Origin of the sequence: Paenibacillus sp. WLX1005, assembly GCF_046603685.1 — a bacterium.
Taxonomy (GTDB): domain Bacteria; phylum Bacillota; class Bacilli; order Paenibacillales; family Paenibacillaceae; genus Saccharibacillus.
The window spans coordinates 971,998-994,681 of sequence record NZ_CP176756.1 but is presented as its reverse complement, the minus strand read 5'-3'; the positions used below and the strand labels follow the sequence as shown (position 1 = coordinate 994,681).

General features: G+C 46.2%; 16 protein-coding genes. 3 read left to right on the top strand and 13 right to left on the bottom strand.

Translation table 11 applies throughout. The features are described 5' to 3' along the window. Positions 1-73 precede the first annotated feature (73 nt). The gene (locus ACE3MZ_RS04375) at positions 74-928 is read left to right on the top strand and encodes an alpha/beta hydrolase (RefSeq protein ID WP_411345268.1); all 855 of its coding nucleotides are present in this window, start codon (positions 74-76) and stop codon (positions 926-928) included. A 221-nt stretch (positions 929-1,149) separates the two neighbouring features. Continuing rightward, positions 1,150-2,268, top strand: a complete 1,119-nt coding sequence (locus ACE3MZ_RS04370; protein ID WP_411345267.1) for a hypothetical protein — start codon at positions 1,150-1,152, stop codon at positions 2,266-2,268. Between the two features lie 193 nt (positions 2,269-2,461). Here the strand turns inward: ACE3MZ_RS04370 and ACE3MZ_RS04365 are convergent, their stop codons facing one another. The 4 genes from ACE3MZ_RS04365 to ACE3MZ_RS04350 all read right to left on the bottom strand — a co-directional run bounded on the left by ACE3MZ_RS04365 (position 2,462) and on the right by ACE3MZ_RS04350 (position 10,972). Further along, positions 2,462-4,051 carry a cellulase family glycosylhydrolase gene (locus ACE3MZ_RS04365; protein ID WP_411345266.1) on the bottom strand — a complete coding sequence of 530 codons (1,590 nt, stop codon included), beginning with the start codon at positions 4,049-4,051 and terminating at the stop codon, positions 2,462-2,464. A gap of 744 nt (positions 4,052-4,795) precedes the next feature. Then, a complete protein-coding gene (locus ACE3MZ_RS04360; protein WP_411345265.1) occupies positions 4,796-5,182 on the bottom strand; it encodes a hypothetical protein in 387 nt (128 codons plus the stop codon). A 288-nt stretch (positions 5,183-5,470) separates the two neighbouring features. Further along, positions 5,471-8,014, bottom strand: a complete 2,544-nt coding sequence (locus ACE3MZ_RS04355) for a DUF2357 domain-containing protein (protein ID WP_411345264.1) — start codon at positions 8,012-8,014, stop codon at positions 5,471-5,473. 39 nt (positions 8,015-8,053) lie between these two features. Then, complete coding sequence (locus ACE3MZ_RS04350) at positions 8,054-10,972, bottom strand: MrcB family domain-containing protein (RefSeq protein WP_411345263.1); 2,919 nt, start codon at positions 10,970-10,972, stop codon at positions 8,054-8,056. A 465-nt stretch (positions 10,973-11,437) separates the two neighbouring features. Here ACE3MZ_RS04350 and ACE3MZ_RS04345 point away from each other — a divergent pair, with 465 nt between their 5' ends. Continuing rightward, positions 11,438-12,232 carry a hypothetical protein gene (locus ACE3MZ_RS04345; protein ID WP_411345262.1) on the top strand — a complete coding sequence of 265 codons (795 nt, stop codon included), beginning with the start codon at positions 11,438-11,440 and terminating at the stop codon, positions 12,230-12,232. Positions 12,233-12,895: 663 nt separating this feature from the next. Here the strand turns inward: ACE3MZ_RS04345 and ACE3MZ_RS04340 are convergent. The 9 genes from ACE3MZ_RS04340 to ACE3MZ_RS04300 form a co-directional block, all read right to left on the bottom strand. Further along, positions 12,896-13,690 carry a TrmH family RNA methyltransferase gene (locus ACE3MZ_RS04340; RefSeq protein WP_411345261.1) on the bottom strand — a complete coding sequence of 265 codons (795 nt, stop codon included), beginning with the start codon at positions 13,688-13,690 and terminating at the stop codon, positions 12,896-12,898. Further along, positions 13,691-14,353 (bottom strand): potassium channel family protein, encoded by a 663-nt coding sequence (locus tag ACE3MZ_RS04335; RefSeq protein ID WP_411345260.1) that lies wholly within the window; start codon positions 14,351-14,353, stop codon positions 13,691-13,693. 232 nt (positions 14,354-14,585) lie between these two features. After that, complete coding sequence (locus ACE3MZ_RS04330) at positions 14,586-16,169, bottom strand: peptide chain release factor 3 (RefSeq protein WP_411345259.1); 1,584 nt, start codon at positions 16,167-16,169, stop codon at positions 14,586-14,588. 152 nt (positions 16,170-16,321) lie between these two features. Continuing rightward, positions 16,322-17,875 (bottom strand): glucose-6-phosphate dehydrogenase, encoded by a 1,554-nt coding sequence (gene zwf / locus ACE3MZ_RS04325; RefSeq protein WP_411345258.1) that lies wholly within the window; start codon positions 17,873-17,875, stop codon positions 16,322-16,324. A gap of 402 nt (positions 17,876-18,277) precedes the next feature. Then, positions 18,278-18,925 (bottom strand): response regulator transcription factor, encoded by a 648-nt coding sequence (locus ACE3MZ_RS04320; RefSeq protein ID WP_367053761.1) that lies wholly within the window; start codon positions 18,923-18,925, stop codon positions 18,278-18,280. Between the two features lie 4 nt (positions 18,926-18,929). After that, positions 18,930-19,991: a sensor histidine kinase gene (locus tag ACE3MZ_RS04315; RefSeq protein WP_411345257.1), complete on the bottom strand. Its 1,062-nt coding sequence runs from the start codon at positions 19,989-19,991 to the stop codon at positions 18,930-18,932. A gap of 484 nt (positions 19,992-20,475) precedes the next feature. Continuing rightward, the gene (gene liaF / locus ACE3MZ_RS04310; protein ID WP_411345256.1) at positions 20,476-21,144 is read right to left on the bottom strand and encodes a cell wall-active antibiotics response protein LiaF; all 669 of its coding nucleotides are present in this window, start codon (positions 21,142-21,144) and stop codon (positions 20,476-20,478) included. Between the two features lie 292 nt (positions 21,145-21,436). Next, entirely contained in the window at positions 21,437-22,171 is a 735-nt protein-coding gene (locus ACE3MZ_RS04305; RefSeq protein WP_411345255.1) for a PspA/IM30 family protein, read from the bottom strand. A 1-nt stretch (position 22,172) separates the two neighbouring features. Further along, the gene (locus ACE3MZ_RS04300) at positions 22,173-22,682 is read right to left on the bottom strand and encodes a PspC domain-containing protein (RefSeq protein WP_411345254.1); all 510 of its coding nucleotides are present in this window, start codon (positions 22,680-22,682) and stop codon (positions 22,173-22,175) included. Between the last annotated feature and the right edge of the window lie 2 nt (positions 22,683-22,684).

The window sequence follows — 22,684 nt, the reverse complement described above, 5'->3', positions numbered from 1 at the left end:
GAGTAGGAATAGATGCAATCATCCTACTTTGCAATATTCATCTCATTTCAAGCTACAGACAAGGAGAATCAGTATGAACTCATCGTTTCCTCATACACAACCCGTCGCCGCTCATCCACAAGCACCGGAAAGTGAATTTCGTTTACGCGGAACGACTCAATTCGATCTCACATCCGCTACTGGTCGGCAGTATCGTATTCTAATGTCGATTCCCGACCTGCCCCCAACGGAACAAGGCTACCCAATCATCTACGCACTCGACGGTCATGCTATCTTCGCGACACTGCTGGCAGCCGAGCGTGCACAATCGCGTCGTAGCCAAAAGACCGATGCCGTCGCATCTATCATCGTCGGCATCGGCTATCCGTCCGAATTGCCAAATTCACCGGAACGTCATTACGATTACACTCTGCCCGTTCCTGTAGACAATCTGCCCGCATCCCGCGACGGTCAGCCATGGCCTTTGCATGGCGGAGCAGATGAGTTTCTACAATTTATTCAGGAAGTGCTGAAGCCGGAAGTCGAACGACGTCAGACAGTTGACCGCAATCGTCAGACACTGCTTGGTCATTCCTTCGGTGGCTTATTCACCCTGCATACGCTATTCACTTCACCGCAATCGTTCCGCAATTATGTAGCAGCCAGCCCTTCGCTGCATTGGGCGCAACCACAAATTGTCGATGAAGAACAGCAATTTGCCGAGTATATGAAGACGGCGCAGGAAGAGCATCATCTGTTCATCGCACTGGGCGAATTGGAAAATACACCACCATTTCACATGCTGCAACATGCGGCAGCGTTAGCAGAGCGATTGCAGCCACTTCATGAATATGGACTACATGTGCGTTTTCGTGAATATGCCGATGAGAATCACGGTTCTGTCGTTCCGTCGATGATTAGCGCAGCATTGCGCACAGCTCCACTGTAGTTTTCATTCATTGACGTTTTCATTTATTGGCGTTCTCATTTCATAACATAAACTGTCATACCAACAAGGCTGTCCAAAATGAACAGCCTTGTTTGGTGTACGTTCCCATCTTCATGATCTCGACATATGTTCCGATATTAGGAATGGCAGGTAAATGGCTGACTGATGCACCATTCACCTGCCATCATACAGAGAGAATATAGAGAAAAGGGGAACGTTCCATGTTTACACGTCTATCGATTCATCCGGTCGTCAAGCTACTGTGTGCAGCGACATTGCTACTCATTCTGTCGAGTGGTCTGGCATTGTCCGCCAACGCAGCTTCAACCAAAGGCAATACATACAGCGCCGTCTCGCTTTATGTAAATGGCGAGCTGCAAATTCTACCACCTACCCAGAACGTCCAGTTTATGAACAGCAACACTCTGTACATCCCGGTCAAAACGATCACGCGCATTCCCGGCATTACGATCAACTACGGCAGCCCGCTCAGTCTGACCGGTAGTCGTGGCAGTGCCAATGTGAACAGCAGCAATTCGTTTGAATATAAGGGTACAACGTATGTACAGTACAAAACCCTGCTATCCATTAGCGATCTGGATGGCAAATACGCGTCCAGTGCGTACACGCTGTTCCTCTGGACAACCGATGAAGGCAAAGCCCAATCATCCAAAATCCTTACCAATATTAGTCAGCTTCCATCCAACATGGGTTTACTGATTGGTCAGAAAATGTACCCGGCTCACGAAAGCGGAGCTTACTGGATCACCAATGTTTACTATGATCCAGATAGTACGATCTTTTACGTAACTGCCCGCAATTCTGGCGGCGAAGAGATTCATACGAATACGAATTACGAAGCATTCGACTTTGTACTAGATGCCGCCTTGAATCAAACACAGGATGCTCTACGTGGCAAAAACGTCTGGTTCGATAACCGCCAATTCTATGGCACCGGGCTTAAGCATTTGGAAAAATTGACCTTTGTTTCGTTCCAGATCAGCAAGGATAACGAGATCAGCATGGTACTCCGCAAAGCAAATGGCAACAAAGTCGCCGTCCTGCTCGATGCCAGCTACGATGTGAACAACATGCTGAGTCGCTACCTGTTCGGCACCAACCCGCGTTCCGTATATAACTGGAGCGAAAAAGTCTGGAACACCATTAGCAACAACCGCGTATCATCCGGCATGACACCTCAGCAGGTCGTTCTCTCATGGGGCATGCCTTCCGACCACAATACGTACCAGTCTGCTGGAGTCGTGTACGAACAATGGATTTACCCGCATAACTATTTATATTTCTGGAACGGCAAGCTGACTTCAGCACAAAGTTTTTGATTGGGCTGGGATGTAGGAGATTCGTTTCGGCTCATAGCATATAAGTGAAGTACTGTATATTGAGATTGATGTTTAGGCATGAATGGTTGCACAAAAAAGGCATGTACCGAATGATATGGTACATGCCTTTTCTTGGGATGCTCATTTTCATTTTTAAATGATCATATGCTCATAATCATCACGCAACATCCACTTACTTCGGCTCCGTGCCCCATACCAGCTTACCTTGCTGATACACAGTCACTTTACTCCACTTGGCAAATGTCGTACTGCCATTGTTGTACGAGTAATCGTTCGTCTCATTAAAGTTACTCCAGTCTGCCGGATGAATGCGTGCCTGTACTTCGCCGCTTTGTCCGCCAGCCGCAATATTACCTGCACCGCTACCAAATGAGAATTCTACATACCGGTTCGCCTGTGTTTTTCCTGTCAATGCTTTCGATATGGTGCTTACATTGGATGCTCCGACTTTCGCCCAATCGATATACGTCTGGTCGCCGGATTTGCCATCATTGTTAAAATAATACCGTACCTTCAGATCACTCAGCTTGACCGCTGTACTGCCGGTATTCTGAATATTGAACACGGGACGAATCGCGTTGTCAGACGGATTGTTATCTCCGCTACGGAATTGCAATACCAACGATCCAGTGCCAGTCGAAGGCGTTCCGGGCTGAGTTGGCGTTGTACTGCCTCCGCCTGTACCCGGATCAGGAGTAGTCGTTCCACCACCATTGCCCGTTCCTGGTGTTGTTGTACTGCCACCATCTGTGCTGGTGCTGCCCGCTTTGATTTGCTGTTTGACAAATTTACCCGAAGCGGTCAGATTGGCATCCGTCCATCCGCCCGTTGCGCTTGCTCCCGAAGCCAGCGCAGCGGACGCTTCGCCTTTATCCGACAGCGACCAGTTTACCCAGCTAATATTACGGCTGTTGAGGAAGTCGATCCATGTCTTCGATTCGGTCAGGAACGGTCCGCCACTGCCAGACGCATCACTTGTTCCCCACTCACTTACGAAAATAGCCGCTCCTTTGCCGCGTGCATAATCGATCCGGTCACGTAGCGATTGCCCGTGTGTACCTGCGTAGAAATGTAGCGCGTACATCGTATTCGCATCTGGCAGCTGGTTGTCGGCTGCATCGTGAATATCCTGACTCCATGTACCTGTACCGACGATGATCACATTATCCGGGTCTTTTGCGCGAATACTTTGTGTTACATCCAGCGCGTAAGGACGAATCTGCCCGTTCCAGTTCACATTCCCATTCGGCTCATTGGCAATCTCATATATGACATTTGGCAGACTGCCATACGATCCTGCCATTTCACTGAAAAAGCTTTTCGCCTGTGTTTTGTAAATGTTCGGATCGCCGTCCGACAGAATATGCCAGTCGATGATAATATACACACCCAGCTCCTTCGCCGCAGCGACGGCTTCCTTGACCTTATTCGCTACTGCCGGATTGGAAATGTATCCGTTCTCGGCTGTATACATCGCTACTCGGAACACAGAGATGCCCCAGTCATCACGCAACCATTTCATCGTATCCTTGTTTACGTAATTGCCATACCATTGCAGACCGTGCGAGCTAATCCCGCGCAGTTGCACTACTTTGCCGCTAGCATCGACCAGCTTACCGCCTGAAATCTTCAGCTGTCCATGCTGCTGAACAGGTGTTGTTGCCGCATACGCTGGTGCCGACCATGAGCCTGCTGTGAGCGAAAAGGCAAGTACTACCGTTGCCGCTCCTGCTGTCCATTTCTTGACTTTGTTTCTCCACATGATTCCCATTCCCCTTTGCATGGTTTTCCCGTTTCGCACATCTTGCAGGCTGACGTGGTTGCTGTATTTCGCGAATGTGCAACGGGTGATTATGCAGTATCTTTTGTTGCCTTCGTCAGTATATCCATTTTATAACCAAATTAATATATTTTTACCATAAAATGAATATAAAGTTCCAGAACGTGGGAAAAGGGAATCATGTGCAAACTAGCCCCTTACAACGCGTTTTGGCACTTTCAAGAGGGCTCGCTAGCTATCTTTGCTCTTGTATTGGTTAACTCAGCGGATCATGTAACGAAAAGTCCCGGTTTGCCGGGAAGCTTCAACGGCTGTTATTGCGGCGCCATAGACGAATCAATGTGATCACTACAAAAATCGCGATCACAATGAAGATCATTCCTACCCCTTGCAAGATCAAATACGCAATATTCATATGCTGCACTCCCTCCATCCTTGCCTACAATCGTAATGAAATATCTGTTGCCATCATTTTAACATAGCGGTTGTAGATCTTGCAGATAACGGAAACACTTTGCCAAACAGCGCCAGATTTCCTGTGTACACATACAAAGAAACCGGCTCATGTCTCAGCCGGTTTCCTTGTACTGTGTTACTCTGCGACTTCTTCGCTACTGTTTCGCATACATTATCAATATGGACGTTTGAATCGTCAAAATTGCCGTAAAGTATACATCAACTTTATACATGTCAACAGACGTCACTTGGTCTCTACTACAAAAATAGTTATTTTACTCGCCCTATTGCTACAACAGCAGGTTGCGACTTTTTCGTTTCCCGATACATGCGAACTGCTCCATAGCTGCAAAACAGCCAGAACAAGATCATGAATGCCTTGAACCACCAAGCGTCATATTCCGCCCACAATGCACTGACCGCGCTCGCCAATGTTACGAATCCGGTCAAACCTGCCAGCCAAAAGCGCTTGAGGCGCGTATCGCCCTTGCTGTCCTTTTGCTGTTCGTACATCTGATACATGAGCAATTGCGCCATCAGAGCAACACCGAAAAACGCCATATGCGACATCACGCCAAAGATCCGCGCGAGCACGATCCAGACGACAATAACTTCAATCCACCGAATGATACGCCCTTTACCGAAAAAATACTTCATCTTATCCCTCCACCGCCAATAACGATAATATTTAATTACCTTTACTACGCGGTAAGGATATTGTGGTTACAATTTGAAAGGATAGAGTTGGAGCAAAATGACCGATACGAAGCATCTGTCACCATTCGTTCAAAATCATGCTGGTTCATGTAAATCAGGTATAAGATGTCATCATACGGGATGAAGTATCCTATTCTGTGAACAGCAATAACCTGTATACGCATGATCTATTTCGCTTTTTCGATTATTTTACCTTTGCGAATTTACTGGACAGAGACTCAATTATCATCATTTCCGGTCTAACGGCTGCGGCTGTACGTCAATATCCAGCACCTGCTCCGCCTGATCCACATAATGCTGATCCAGCGTTACTTTGACCCGACCTTGCCGACGCTTCTCCCGCCATTCACGCAGCTGTTGCTCACTATCCAATCGCAGCTCCGCCAGCTCCCATGCCCGGTCGAACATATACTTGCTCGTATACAGCAGCGTATAAATGCCTTGTCCACCTGGCATAATTGCTTGCTCCAACTGCTGCCACGCATCCACCGTGAATTTGACATACAACTGCTCATCCCGCTTCTCGTCACGCGGCAATTCGGCAATCTGTCTGCGCTGTACAATCTGCCAGCCTGTCACCCGTCCATAGTACCGAATCCCCGCCAGCTCTGCGCCAAACAATCGCTTCGACTGGTACATCGCTACATATTCCAGCGAAGTGACCTGCTGTACATCACCCAGATTACGTAACGGCACATGGTAAAATCGGTGTTCCAACGCCAATTCCACCTGCTCTGATCCACGCACCGATCCAACCAGCATATTGCGCTGACGCTGCTGCATAACATCCGTATAATACTCGTCTGTGCGTTGCGGCACCGTTGCCCGCTCGTATGCCTTTTCCGGACTATCCGCAATCAGCTCATCCAGAAACTGCTCGACTAGCGACGTCGCATTCGGTAGAAATGGCAATGCACCGACATTGATTTTACGAACACTTTGATAAAAATGGTGCTGCTTGTACTGCTGCTCATTCCCATATGGAAACAACACATACGCTCCGTACATACTGCGTTCATACCGCGAAGTCACATCTTCCGCAGTATGATCCTCTGCCAGATGTACAATCGCATCCCGGTACCGATGCATCGTATTTATATCGTCTTCCTGCGGTCCCGGGAACTTATACCGCCGATGATATTCCGATCCCGGCTCCGCTACATCCAGCTTGTACTTGGCATCGAAAATAAAGCTATACTCCTTTTCCAATCCCGCATCCAGCTTGCGCAGCGATAGCACATTGTCCGGTCGCTGCGGTAATGTCGGCAACCAACGCTGCTGCGATGAACGGTTGTAGTACAGCACGAAGATTTCTCCAGTACGCGGATGACGATACTGCATACGCGACTGTTTACCCGTGTCCAGTGTGACGAACAATCCCGCATGGTTGAGCCGGATTACGTCTTGCTGCACCAATTGGTATTTGCTCGCCATCAGCTCGTTCAGCTTGAGAAAGCACCAGTATTCATACAGCTCGGAGATTTCTTTCATCGATAATCGCAGGACATCACTCTGGATCGACAAGCCTTTGAGCAAGGTCAGATAATATCGGTACATCTCCCGATACCCCGGCGCCATCTGCATGACCAGACTAATGCTCATACTGCGCATCGGAGTTAACGCTTGCAACCATTCCGCATCCAGCATTCGCTCCATCCGCCGCATCATCTGATTCACCTGCATCGCAAAATGCTCGTCGTAGCTGCGACTACGGAAATTGCTCGGCTTGCTCAGCTGCACATACTGATCTCGCAATTGCACCAGTTTGCCCATGATCCGCTCCAACATCCAGCGCAGCAACCGATTCTCTGCCGTATCGTACGACAGATGCTTGACCGTATCCAGCAGCCGTGTCGGACGATATGCTTCGCCGCCGATCTGAATTGTACCGCGAGCAGGAGTAATCGGATGACTGCTATGAATTCCTCTATTGTCGTTTACACTTCCACTATTCGCCCTTGTTCTGTCCTCCCGTACATGTTCCAAATACTGCGGATGCTTGGCAAGGTAATCGCTGTTCCGCCGCCCCGGACGCTTGGCAAGTGCCGCCTTACGCATCTCCAGTTCCTTCTCCATCCGGTGATGCGGTTGTCTGCCAATCCGCTCCATCGCCCGCTCCATTTGCTCAAACAAATGCGAGATAATCGAGAAAAATTCCGTCAGACTCTGCCGCTCACTACTACGCAGCGACACCGACTGATACGTCCGTTTTAGAAAGTCAAAGCTCAGATTGTACACCTGCCGATTCACATCTTGTAGCAGCATGGCGTAATCGTCACGGTAATCGATTTTGGATGGAAACACTTCTAGCTCCAGCGACAACAAACGCTGGTTACCCGCGCGCAGCTCTAGTTCACTAAACCCCACTTCATTGCGGAAATTCAGCAGCCCGGACAGCACTCGATTTCCTTTCTCACTAACCGCTTCCCGCAAATACCGATTCTCATGATAAAAGTGTACACGCTGCACTATTCCGTCTGCTTTTTCGTACACAAACTCATAATTTTGCTGCTCATAAAAACAAGGCAACACCAGCGTATGCAAATTCCATTCCACCAGCCGTCCTTCCAGCGGCGAAAACACATTGACATCATGCACCTGTACATCCGGCGACAGCGATATACATTTCAGATGCGCGTCCATCCACTTCCCCTGCTCCCGGTGTAACTCCAATGTCTCCACCGACGGATGATACGGTCGCCCCTCGATGTACAGAGTACCAATATTCGTTCCCACCTCTAGAAGCCGCACCGTCTGTTCCGGGTTCATCATGACACCTCCTTCGGTATGTGTATGTTCACGCGTTATTCATCAATGCACCCAATACGACGTAAATCCATCCTCATCCAAGCGACGGATCATATACACTAGCTTACGCGCACTGTCTGGATAATCCGCTTCCGGCGGTGTATTCCCTGTTTCCCAGCTATCCCAGAAATTCTCATCATCCTCCAGCGGCGACGGCACACGCACATTGCCCTTCAGACACCATTCCAGTAAACGCACTAATGCCCGCCGCACCGCCATCTGACTACCTTGAATACGCGGCAAAATCTTTTGCAGCAATTGTAGATCGAATGCTTCTTCCTCACTCATCAGCCCAAAGCGCTCATTGTACACCGCATAAAAGCAAACCGCATCCCGAATCCGGTACCCCACATGCGCATGAATGCTCTCTAATACTGCATTCACCTGCACCAGTCGCTCCGTCGTACGCACTACCAGTTCCCGGTATTCCCCAATGGCATCCTTCAACTGCAAATAATCACTACGCAAAAATCCCTGCTCCACCGGCACAACTTCCACACTCTGCGCGTGATCCGCTGCATCATCTGGTAACTGCATCAGATCAATATGGTGAAACTCAATCGTATTCGCCCGATCCAGCACCCGTTTGCTAAATGGATACGTCGTCTCGTCCATATTCACTGTACCAACAATATACACATTGTCCGGTATACCAAGATGCCCGTACATCACACGATCCTCTTCCAATTGCAGCATCCCGGCGGCAATCAGCGGATCAGTAACGATTCGACGCTCTCCTTTGGTAGCGGAGGATTGCTGTTGCCACACACTATCGACATTGTTACCATTTGCCGAATTGCTATTACCAAAAGGTCCTTCGCTATTGGAAGCTCTGCCGCTAGGTGCTCTACTGATGTTGGATATCGTATTATTATTTGGTATCCTATCGCTGTTGGATATCTTACTGCTATGCGATACTCCATTATGACCAGATGTTGTATTTGCTGAGCGGCTGCGCATGTGAATGGAATCTTGCTCTGTCTCCTCTTCCATGTTACCCGGATAACCAGATCCATCCTTATTCATACGCGTTGGACTCTTATTTTCCCAATCCGAACGAGACCTAGACTCAGCCCCATCCCAATGATCATCATGCCCATCTACTAATCGATATTCATCATCAGCAACATGTCCATGCTTCCCAGCCGTCAAATCAGAACGTTCCGCTGCATTCTGTCCATTCACCGGCTCCGGCTGCACTCTCTCACTTCGCTTCGTATCTGCATCCGTATGCACGGTTGCATCAACACCGTAATCCGTACGACCTGGATACGATCTTCCACCAGCATCAACATTGCCATCTTTATGCTTTTGCATATACTCAGAACCATCGCTGTACGCATGTTCCTGACCATCGCTGTACACATACTCCTGCCATCGCTCCGGCGACGAATACAAATGCTCACTCTCCTGCCGCCATTTCTGCGTTTCCAGCAAGCTCATCATATCGCTAAAATAATGCTCCACCCGCGCCAAATTCATCTCATCCAGACAGACAAAATAAGGCTTCTTCCGATTCTCTGGACGCGAAGCCTCGCGAATGACCAGTGTCAACGGTCCCGGCTGAAACATACCCGACAGATCACGGTACCCGATCAACTCCGCCGGATCACTCCAATCCGGGCGCACTGGAATGAGCGTAAACTGACCATTCTCCGCCGTCGCTCCAACCGCTTCCGCAAACAGCCGCACAAGCCGCGTCTTGCCCGTTCCTGAAATGCCCGCCAAAATAACAAAAGGTCGCGTTTTCAGCGACAAATAGAAGTTATACGTAAGCTGCTCTGGAAAATAAAACCCATTTCCTGCTATATGCTCATGCACCTGCTCCAGCACACCAGATACATCCCGGTCGCGCAGCCGCGGCGTATATACATCACCACCATCATCCTCCTGCACCTGCGTCGTCCACACCGTATTCAGCGTAATCGCTGTGCTCTCGATGTAAAACATATAACTATCCATCGCATCCCACAGATCCGTTACCAGCTGTTCATTGTCTGGCAAACGCTCCGTATCATACGCAAAATAAGCAATCGTCGACGTCTGGTAATCGTCTCCGAGCCGCCCGTCCCCAAGATCAATATCATCCGAGAGCTTCATTCGCCCCGCTGGCAACTTCTCCCGAATCACCCGCGCCCGTTCTTGCAAATACGTCTGACTCTCACTGCGTCCCAGATGACTACGCACTTCATTCAACCCTTGATTGAGCGTCAAATAGAGCCGCTTCATATCCGCAGAAAACAAATACGCCACATACACCCCACGCTGGATCGTATCCGTCAACTGTGGATACATCACCGCAATCCAAGGAATGGTCGCCCAATTGCTGCCACTGCCCACCGATCCCTGTACCTTAAAATGATTATGCACAAATGGTAACGAACGTAAATGCTGTGGAATCTCCTTACGTACATATTTCGCAAGCGGATGTCCGGTCAATGGCTGCTGCTTGGCAAGCAGATAGTTGCCGATGATGTTGAGCAAGTCCTCCCGTAGCGAAAAGTCAGACTGTGGTGGAGCATAGTACGTGTCGAGTTCATCAAGAGTATAATGGTACAGTTCATCCAACACCGCCGGATTTAGCTGACTGTACAGCTCCGGCTTGAAGCCGATCGTGTAGCCGGAACTGGGATAGTCGAGAATCGATGACAACGCATCAATCGGCGTATCTACCACATACTGCACCCGCTTCACCGGCATATCCGCCCACCGAAACGCAATCCGCGACGGCGGCGCATCCACGGGCATACTACGCGCTTCCCGCTTCTGAAAATATTCCAAAAAGCGCTCCTTAATCCGCGTCATCGAAACTTCCCGTTCGCGAGTGGCGCGCATCTCGTCGATGAGTACGAGGATGAGAACCATTTTGTATGATTTTTGTCTGTGAAGGAAAATATTTTGGAGTTCTATTGGTAAGGTCATTGGTATTCTCCTTTGAAATCAATATATTAAATAGATGCTTATTTCTTCCGATATATTTATTATTACTCATTTTGAAGATTGGGGTGCAAAAACGATGGTATCTATTGAAAAATTTTTAGACTGGTTTCTGAACAAAATCTTATATTTGTTTAGTAGTTCTAGCAAAATAAATTTTCACTCTATACATAATTTGTTTACTCAATTTATTAGCCATTTATTTTCACTCTTTATAATATACTTACTTCTATTATTAATTATTTTCATAATTCGTATTTTTTATGAGCTACTTATTCTTTTTTTTTATCTTCGCGTATTTATATTCTTTTTCACAAACTTATAAATCGTAAAAATAATACCATTACCAATATAAGGCAAATTTCAGAAATTTATTATCTTTTAGAAAAATTTTCAGACAAAAACATAAATCTAATTGTTAAAAAGTCTTCATTTCGAAGAGAAAATTTAATGGAAAAATCAGAGGCATTCGGTCCAATAACTATATTCAATAATATCAAAACTATAATTCATTATTTGATATACCCTCATGTAACTAATATAATCATATGGTCAATAATCTTAGCTTATTTCTATTCAGATATAATAAATTATCTAAATTTAGATTTTTATATAAAGAATTTTGCTAACTATAATTCAGCAATTAGTCTTACTTTGGTTAATCAATTCATTACTTTAATTACAATTATATTCTCTTTAATATTTGTAATTTGGCTTAATACTAAAATATTTAAATGGACTGCCATAAAAAAAACTAAAGAATATAAATACGAACAAACAATAAAATATCAAGAAAGTATGATTCGGAATTTATCAATCGTTCTTTACTATGCTGAGCAAAATATAGATAACTTATCAAGATACATGAACCAAGCATCTACTTCATTTTGCGAATTAATAACAGGAACAAAAAAGTATCAATTCAAAGAAAACAAAATTAGTCAAGTAAATTCATCAAGAGAATTCCATATTAGACAGAACTATTATACAAACAATTTTAAAAGCTTTAATAAAGAAAATAAAGCTGTTAGTAAAATCTTAAAAAATATAAAAAAAGAACATCTTCAAAGTGTATATTATGATATTAACAAAAAGCTCACTTACGAGTTGTTTGAACTCAATATTTACTTATCTGCTGGAGACATTGATTTCAGCGAGTCTTTTATTTCTAAAGAAAAAATTGAGAATTATACAAAATTCCCATCACATAGTTTGTCTAGAATAATCAAAAAATTCGAAAAATAAAAAAGGTTTGGTATAATCAAATTACTGAAGAAGAATTCTTAATACCTTATAAAAAATTCAATGAAGAATTAAGAATTGATTTTGGCTTTAATTCTCATGAAGTTACCTTCAAAAAAGTGGTATCTGATGCTGAATATGAATTAGAAGAAGAAATAATTAAATACTATTCTTTTTTGAGAAATGAATTGGCGTTATCTATTTTTCATTACGTTCTATTACAACAATATTTAATAAAATCAAAGAATACTTATTCATCTACGTGGTGGCGAAGAATTTTCCTTAAATCTTAAGATGATTCATTATTTTTGTTAAATAAAGGATATATTTACTTGTTAATTGATAATTTGTCTGCATTCTTAAATATTCTACTAGTTCTTTATTGGGAATAAATTATGAATAAATCCATATTGATGTTTAAACAATGCATGATACTATTCCAAAAATAAATTATTTAATCATGAAGAATAAATTAAAATAAAATCAAACAAAAAAGTGATAAAGCTATTATTAATAAAAGATTAGATAGTAAGGTGAATTATATATCTGAGAAAAAGACTGGAGAAATGGTTGGAACAATCGTCAACCAGACTCCAGTCTTTGGTGGTTTGGGGAAAGTTAATTTTAGTAGGGACGGTAAAAATAAAATTGGACAGGAATTATTAGTTAGTTAAAGCCCCGCTGCCGCATCGCCTCAAACAACAACACCGTCGAAGCCATCGCCGCATTCAGCGACTCCGCCTGACCCTGCATTGGAATCAACACATGCTCCTCCACAAGCGCTGCCGTCTGCTCGGAAATCCCTTTCCCCTCGTTCCCGATCACAATCCAAGCCCCACTGTGGAAGTCATACTCATAACAAGACGTACTCCCTTGCAACGACGTACTAATCAACCGTGCACCTTGCTTCCTCGCCGCTGGCAATACCTCCGTCAGATCACTCTCCAACACCGGCAAATGAAACAGCGAGCCCATCGTCGAGCGAATCGTCTTCGGATTATACAGATCCGCACAGCCTTTTCCAAGTACAATCCCTTTCGCCCCAGACGCATCCGCACTGCGAATAATCGTCCCCACATTACCGGGGTCCTGTACACCATCCAATACCATCACAATCCCCTGTTCATCCGTCAACAGTGTCGACAACAGCGCATTACGCTTGTACACAATCGCGAACACTGGCTGTGGAGTCTTCGTATCAGTACACTTTTCCAGCACCGCCTGCGACACCGCCACATACTGTGCACCACCAGAGTAAGTGGAGATATCCTCTCTCAGCTCTGCCGGAATGCCTTTGTCTGTATCATATACGATATATTGAATATCCCAGTCACTGCGCAGCGCTTCGCTCACAAGATGAATGCCTTCGATAATAAACTTCTCCTGCTTGTCGCGGTGCTTCTTTTCCAGCAGTTGCGCCCATTCTTTTACACGGGCATTTTGAGTCGATAGTATCTCCATTTAGCTCTCCATATCCATTTCCATTTTGATCAGATCATGTTTTTGTCCGACGATGACGAGGATATCGTCTTGTTCGAGACGTTCCTGTGGTGCCGGTGCAATATTCATATGATTGTTGCGTTTGATCGCCATTACGTTGCAGCTGTAGCGAGCGCGGATATTCAGTTCGATCAGGTTCTGACCGACCATGCCTTCGGATGCGAGCATCTCTACGATGCTGTAATCGTCGGACAGTTCGATATAATCCAGCACGTTCGGCGAGGTCAGATGATGCGCAACCCGCACCCCCATATCGCGTTCTGGGAAAATGACTTTGTCCGCACCGATCCGCTGCACCACTTTGGCATGCAGATCGTTTTGCGCTTTGACGAGAATCGTCGGGATTTCCATTTCCTTGAGGATCAGGGTCGTCAGAATGCTCGACTGGATATCCTCCCCGATCGCCACAACGACAACGTCAAAGTTGCGTAGTCCAATCGCACGCAGTGCTTCTTCATCTGTAGAGTCTGCGACTACTGCCTGTGTGACAATCGCTGATACTTCTTGTACGCGATGTTCATCTGAATCGATTGCCAGCACGTCAAAGCCCATTTCGCTCAGCGTTTTGGCAATACTGGAACCGAAGCGTCCGATTCCGATGACGGCATATTGCTTTCTGCCCATATTGTACCTCCACCATTTCTACCATTATTCTCAAATAAAAAGCAGATCGCCCGGCAGGCCAGTGCACTGCTGCATGCTGCCAGACAATCTGCGATTGTATGCTGTATAACCTATTTGCCAAACCAATACTTTTTATGCGTAAAGTACACTGCTTGGCTTTACAGAAAGTACTATTCATAACAGACACATTTAGCTCGTTCTACATCTGTCTGTTGTACAGACTGTCTATACTTTACGGTGCCGTTTGCAAGAATTGGGCATCTGGATTTTTCTCCATTGCCGTTCTCATCGCATACTCGTTTTCGAACAGAACAACATAGTTGCCTTTTTTGTCCTTCACCAGCGTCGAGTTGATGCGGAATTTGGACGGATCGAGATTGTCCGCTACGATCCAGCGAGCAAATTGGAACGGCATACGCTGCAATTGCACATCTACGCCGTACTCATTTTTCATGCGATATTCGAATACTTCAAATTGCAGCTGACCGACAACACCAAGAATGATATCGTCGAAGCTGACTGCGTTGAATACTTGAATCGTACCTTCCTCGGTCAATTGATCCAGACCTTTTTGGTACTGCTTGTATTTCAATGCGTTTTTCGCTGTAACTTTGGCGAAGATTTCCGGTGAGAACGTTGGCAGTTCATCAAAGACGATGCCCCCGCCCTGACTCAGAGAATCTCCAATGCGGAAAATACCCGGATCGAACAAACCGATAATATCGCCCGGATACGCATCTTCGACAATATCCCGATCCTGCGCCAAAAACTGCTGCGGCTGCGCCAGCTTAATGTCTTTGCCAACACGTACGTGCTTCACGCTCATGCCGCGCTCAAACTTACCAGACACGATACGCAGGAATGCGATACGGTCGCGGTGAGCGGGGTTCATATTGGCTTGGATTTTGAATACATATCCGCTGAATTTCTCGTTCGTTGGTTCGATCATGCCTTCGGTGCTGCGACGTGGTTCCGGCTTCGGTGCCAGCTCCAAGAAGTTCTCCAAGAACGTCTGCAATCCAAAGTTATTGATCGCACTACCGAAGAAGATTGGCGTCAATTCGCCGCGCATCACTTTTTCATAGTCAAATGGATCGCCCGCTACGTCCAGCAGCTCAATATCCTGACTCAGCTGCTCATACAGAAACTCGCCTGCCATTTCCTTGATCAGTGGATCGCGGTAGTCTTCCACCTTGCGTACTTCAATCGTGGAATGGTCATCGCCTTGGAACAGCTCAACCTGCGTTTTCATCCGGTCGTATACGCCACATAGCTCACGTCCCATACCGATTGGCCAGTTCATTGGAACCGAACGAATACCGAGCACTTGCTCCAATTCTTCCATCAGGTCGAACGGACTTTGACCTTCACGGTCAAGTTTGTTAATAAAGGTAAAGATCGGAATACCACGTTGTGCACAGACTTTGAATAATTTGATCGTCTGTGCCTCGACACCTTTTGCGACGTCGATCAGCATGACAGCCGCATCGGCAGCAGTCAACGTACGATACGTATCTTCACTGAAATCTTGGTGACCCGGAGTATCCAGAATGTTGATCCGGTGTCCATTATAGTCAAACTGCATCACGGAAGACGTAACCGAGATTCCGCGCTGCTTCTCAATTTCCATCCAGTCACTGGTCGCGTGTTTGCTTGCTTTACGCGCTTTGACCGTACCTGCAAGACGGATTGCGCCCCCGAATAGCAGCAGCTTTTCCGTCAGTGTTGTTTTCCCCGCATCCGGGTGAGAAATAATTGCAAACGTTCTGCGTTTATCGACTTCACGCTGCAATTGTGTATCTATCGTTTTACTCATGTTCATGTTCCCTTCATCGCTTAAATAGACTGCTCTCATTGTACCATATCCACAGCAAAAACACTCTTATGAATGGCAATCACAAGAGTGTTTTATCGTTAAAAATCGCTGTATTTATTGTACGTGATGCGGCGGGCAGTGTCTATCCTCTTTTACCGACTGTTCGCCGTCCAGATCACATCATCTTCGTCCTGACCGTTGACTGGCCACCAATGGAAGCCATCCTGCTCCAGCAGTTGATGCGTTTCTACAGGTCCCCATGAACCGGCAGGATAATTTTTCACATCTTCCGGGTGCTGTTTCCACGCATTGTCGATATGATCGATAAAGCTCCATGCCGCTGCTACTTCATCCCAGCGGGTAAAGTACGTCGAATCGCCCTGTGCTGCGTCTTCCAGCAATCGCTCATATGCTTCCGGCGAATTGATACCGATCATACAGCTTTGGCAGAACTCCATCGCCAGCGGCTGAATCTCAGAATCGGAGCCCGGCTTTTTGGCATTGATCTTCACATAAATGCCTTCCATCGGATTGACCCGGATCACGAGTAGATTCGGTTCCAGATTATGACGCTGACCGAGATACACATTGGTTGGCGTACGCTTGAACTCAACAATAATCTCTGTCGTTTTGACCGGCAGACGTTTACCAGTACGAATGTAAAAAGGCACACCCGCCCAGCGGAAGCTGTCCACGAACAGACGCGCGGCAAAATACGTCTCCGTTGTCGAATTCGGATCAACTTTATCTTCTTCCCGATAACCCGGTAGCTCTTTACCTTTGGACTGACCAGCTGTATATTGCGCACGTACTACATTTTGATCTACATCCTCTGGATTTAAGTAGGGACGCAGCGAACGCAGCACTTTCACCTTTTCATCATGAATGTCTTCCGCCAGCAGACGACTTGGCGGCTCCATCGCGATCATTGCCAGCATTTGCAGCATATGATTTTGCCCCATATCGCGCAGCGCACCGGAATGGTCGTAATACCCACCACGCTCTTCTACGCCCACCGTTTCACTCAGAGTAATCTGCACATTCGCAATATGCTGATTGTTCCAAAGCGGCTCGAAAAAGGCATTGCCGAAGCGAATCACTTCAATATTCTGCACCATCTCTTTGCCGAGATAATGATCAATCCGGAAAATCTCATCTTCTTTAAACACTTCCGTAATCTCGCCATTCAGCTTGCGTGCCGATTCTAGATCATAACCAAAGGGCTTCTCAATGACCAGCCGATTCCAGCCATCCGCATCCAGCATGCCGCCATCCCGCAGATTGGTCGACACACTACCAAACAATTCCGGTGCCAATGCAAGGAAGAACAGTCGATTCCCCGGAATGCTATATTTCTGTTCCAATGCTTCGGTCTGCTCATTCAATTCGCGGAATCCGTCTACATTGTTAATATCCAATGATTTATATTCAAAATGCTGCGCAAATGTATCCCAATCTTCATCCTGCCGCACTTTATATCGACAAAATTCATCAATCGAATCCCGCACATTCACACGGAACTCCTCATTCGTACGTGGACGACGTGCGACCCCAATGACTGCAAAATCCTCTGCCAGCTTGCCTTCACGATACAAACTGTAGATCGCCGGAAATAGTTTACGACTCGCCAGATCACCGGTAGCTCCGAAAATGAAAAATACTGCGCTAGGCGCCTGCAATGATTCCAAAGTTTGATTATCCGTCATGGCTCCTCCACTTTCTATGTAAATTTTTGTTTTACCGCAGAGTGAACAAGGTGCTGCTGTACTGGACAAAAATCACGCTGGTGAGATAGTGCTCATGATGCCATTTTGATCAATCGTATTTTACCATAATTACCCGATTCCATACCATCTGACCACCTATCAAAAGTACTTATACCTTGTAAAGCTAAAATTGATATCGCTTACGTAATCAAAAAGCTGGCTTACGCAATCAGCATACCAATGTACCAAAAAACCGGCAACTGCGAAGTGCCGGTTTTCTATTCATGTATATCAGATAGGCGTTTTAGGTTGGTCAGTTAAGTAATCACAAAATGATATACTTCTCATTTCGCTACCAATACGGATGAGCCATAGGGCTTTTACAGCAAACTACCCATTCTATCATTCCGCCAGACCATTTTTGTACGCATAAATCGCCGCCTGCGTCCGATCCTCTACACCCAGCTTAGCGAGCAGATTGGTCACATGAAATTTAACTGTTTTAATCCCGATGATCAGATCATCCGCAATATCCTGATTGGATTTCCCTTGTGCCAGTAAACGCAGTACATCCATCTCCCGCTCAGTCAGTTGTTCATGCAATGCACGCTCGGCTGGTTCGCGAAAACGGCTCATCATTTTGGAAGCAACTTGCGACTCTAATACCGATTGACCGCGTACCGCTGCACGTATCGCATCGGCAATTTCGCTTGCACGAGATGTTTTGAGCAAATAACTAAATGCACCTGCTTCAATGACCGGATACATTTTCTCGTCATCCAAATAGCTGGTCAGCACGATCACTTTACAGTTCGGATTAATTTCCAGCACCTTACGTGTCGCTTCGATCCCATCCATTCCATCCATCACCAGATCCATCAGCACAACGTCTGGATGATACTCCTGCGCTAATCGGATTCCGTCATTCCCATTACTTGCCTCGCCAACGACCTCAATCCCATCCTCTGTATCGAGCACCGCCGCTAGACCAATACGCACCATCTCATGATCATCGACCAGCAGCACCTTGATCAATTCACTGTTATCCATCTTATTATGCCCACCCGCTTTCTTCTGTGTGTAATGTCACGATCGGCACAACGATCTCAATCCGCGTCCCTTTCCCCGGTGCCGTAATATACTGAATCGTACCGCCAACTTCGTTCACGCGCTCTCGCATTGTGGACAATCCGTATGACGTCTGCTTCGTTTCATCCAGATCAAAGCCTACACCATCATCGCGCAACGTCACTCGTACAGCGTCTACCTTTTGCAAAATACGAATCTCCATCCGGTTCGCCTTAGCATGACGAAGCGTGTTGGATAGCGCTTCCTGTACAATACGGAATAGATGATTCTCCACCCCTTTGACAAGCCGAAGGTCTTCATCCATATCCAGCACAATATCCATCGGAATCTTCGTTTGTAACTCAAGCACTAGCTCGCTAATGCCCTGATATAATCGTTTTCCTTCCAAATAGACCGGTCTTAAATGGAGTAACAACGCCCGCATCTCCGACTGCGCCACTGACGACATCTCTTCGATCAACTGCACTTGCCGCTTCGCCCGATCTGGGTCTTTGTCAAATGTACGCCCCACCGCAGTCGCCGTCATCGAAATCGCAAATAACTGCTGCGATACCGCATCGTGCAATTCGCGTGCCAGCCGTTGCCGTTCTTCAATAATCGCCGAGACCCGCGCCTGTTCGGCAAGCTGTGCATTGTTAGTAGATAACCGCTGCAAACTGGAGATCTGATCGCCCCACTTTTTACCGATGCGATCCATTTGCTCGCCAAGCCGCGTCCACTCATCACTGCCCCATTCTGGTGCTGTCTGCGACCAGCTTCCCTTTTCCCACATAAGCAGTGTCTCCCGCAGCTTATCAATCCGCATCTTGAGCCGCAGTGAATGATACAGTCCAAACAATGCCCCAATCACCATCACCGGAATACATAGCGCAATGCCTGTGCGCAGCCACGCTTCCCAAGAATCCTCCAGATCGAGATGCCCGGACGTATATAGCACATACATCACTACAATCAACAAAAGGACTGCCAACAGCACCCCTTCACTCATACTGCGAACAATCATGTCAGCAGATTTCCGTTTCGTCATCTATGTATCCCTCCGTCCCGACATCGGCTTAACTGCATCTCGTCATAGCCTTCCCATTAACCGTATACCCACATAAAACATACAGTAACAATCCAACATGAATATGAAATGTACATTATGCACATTAACTATACACCGTTACAAATAAGCCTTCTCTGACAATCCACACTTCATTCGTTCCTACTCAAAAGACAGATGCAATCGAGAAATCCTAACATCTCCTCCCAATATCCACCCGTCCCACCTGTTCCATACTCTACAAAATCCAATCACAACCAACTCATTCATCTCACTCAAACAGCCCTATACATTTCCACCTATTATTATAGAAAACAAATCCGCTCTCATTACTCTCTATCCCAACGAGTTATAGCAAAACACAACTACAACTACAACTACAACTACAACTACAACTACAACTACAACTACAACTACAACTACAACTACAACTACAACTACAACTACAACTACAACTACAGACTAATTATGCCGACAACCGAATATTCAAGTCACCTGCCACATAAAATACAACCAACTTCACCCGCTGCACACTGCTGCCATAATTCGCTGATGTCCACTGCACCCGGTTCAATACTCCCTGTCTGCGCTCTACGCCAGACCGACGATCCGGATCAAACCCAATCTGCCCAAACAGCACATGTGCTTCAATCTCCACACCATACTCCTCTGGAATCGTAAAATCAAGATCACCAATAATCCCCTGAAAATACAACACCGTCTCCGCATCTTCAGCCATTGCCAGCGACAAATCATAATCAATATCGCCAATGGCATGCCACGAACTACTGCTTTGCATCAACCATGGATCACGATTATGCTGCGACGTATTGATAAAATTCTGCTTCGCATGATGCTTCTGCCCACGGTGCGCCTTGTTCGCTCGGAAATAAAACCATCCCAGCGAGATCAACACAATACCTAGAACTAATGCCAAATGATCCAACAGCAACAGCCCTGTGCCAATCGACAAACAAATATACCCCTGCTTCATTTTACCTTTGCGTAATCCAAGTACGCCGATCAGCAGCAAAAGAAGAGCGACAATCGTAAAAAAGCCAAAAAACGGTCCTAGCAAAATCAGCATTCCCAGCCCGATTAACACTACCGCAGCTGCATCTCTTTTTCTGTTCATGTCACCCCTCCTTTACCGCCCATCCCAGGCATGTAGTGGAAAAGCCATACTGCATGCATCAGACACACGCTGTATGGCTTAACCTATCTAACTATATCATATTACGAACGTATCTTGAACTCATATCAACATTCCAATTATCTACGTGTATTACGAAATATTTCTTTGTAATCACTTGGTACGTATACACTTATTGGAATCAATATTGCTGACTAGAATATATCTTCAATTTACGCATATCAATCATTGTCTTCATCAATACTTTTTATTAGATTCGATGTTATGAGACTAATCAATGCGTAGATTCGTCAGCAGGTCGTGCGCTAGATTCGATTGTTTTAGGTGTGGATGGACCTGCCAGTTTGCTTTTCAGCAGATTCAGCTGCTCATCTACTTTGAGTTGCTTTTCAGCCTGCTCAGCATTGATATATGGAGTGTTATAGCCGGAGCTGTTGTAAGGAACACGCAGTACATCAGCTTCCGCTTCCATTTGCATAATTTTTTCTTCCATACGGCTAAATCCAAGCGATGCGCTACCACGGTTCAAAGAGTCACCGGAGCTAACTTTCGCCATTTGTTTTTTCGCTTTCGCCATTTGAGCACGGGATACCAGCTCATTGCGTTTATTACGCATTTTGTAGAATTCGTCTTTCATTTCATGCAATTGAGTCATCAGACCAGCTACTTGCTCTTTCGCCTGTGCATGCATATCGCCATATTCTACATACTTCTGATCAAAGTACAATTTTTCTTCCAGCAGACGACGTGCCACTTCTTCCTGCCCACTTTTCAGTGCTGCGGTTGCTTGGCTTTCACGTTGTGCTGCCATGCGACCTGCTTCTTCCAAACGCTGCTTCATACGGCGCTCGTTCGCCATTTGTTTTGCTACCGTCACCTCGGATTGATGAATCTCAGCTTCCATATCGCGCAGATACTGGTTCAGCATCACAATCGGATCTTCCACCTTATCCAGCATTTCATTTACCGATGCCTTTGTCATATCTTTCAATCTTTTAAATACTCCCATGTTATTGTTCTCCCTTCTCGTATTGAGCAATTTTTTTGCGAAGCTCTTCAACTTCCTTGCGCAGTGCTTTTGTTTCGATATTTTTCATCATAGAGTCCAAGTCAGCGGTTGCTTTATTGACTGGCTCCGGCTGTTCGTAAGGTGGGCGATTTTGGCCAAAATAACGCGTATTGCTTTTATGCGGCTCAGCATACTTATCTGGCTCATAGGCATTCTGGGAAGTTCCCCAATACCCGCCATACGTATGACGTTCACCACCATAACGATCCTGTTCAAAACGAGGATCATGTGCATCCGGACCAAAATCGAACGGACGATACATAGGCGGTTCTTTTGGTACGATGAAGATCGCAATCAGATAGATCAAGATCGTAGTTCCACCCGTGAATGGGATACTCAGAATAAGCAGTATCCGCAGTAGCGTCGGGTTGATCTGAAAATAATGCCCCAATCCGCCCGTCAATCCGGATAACATCCGGTCATTGCTCGACCGGTACAACTTCGGTCGCATAT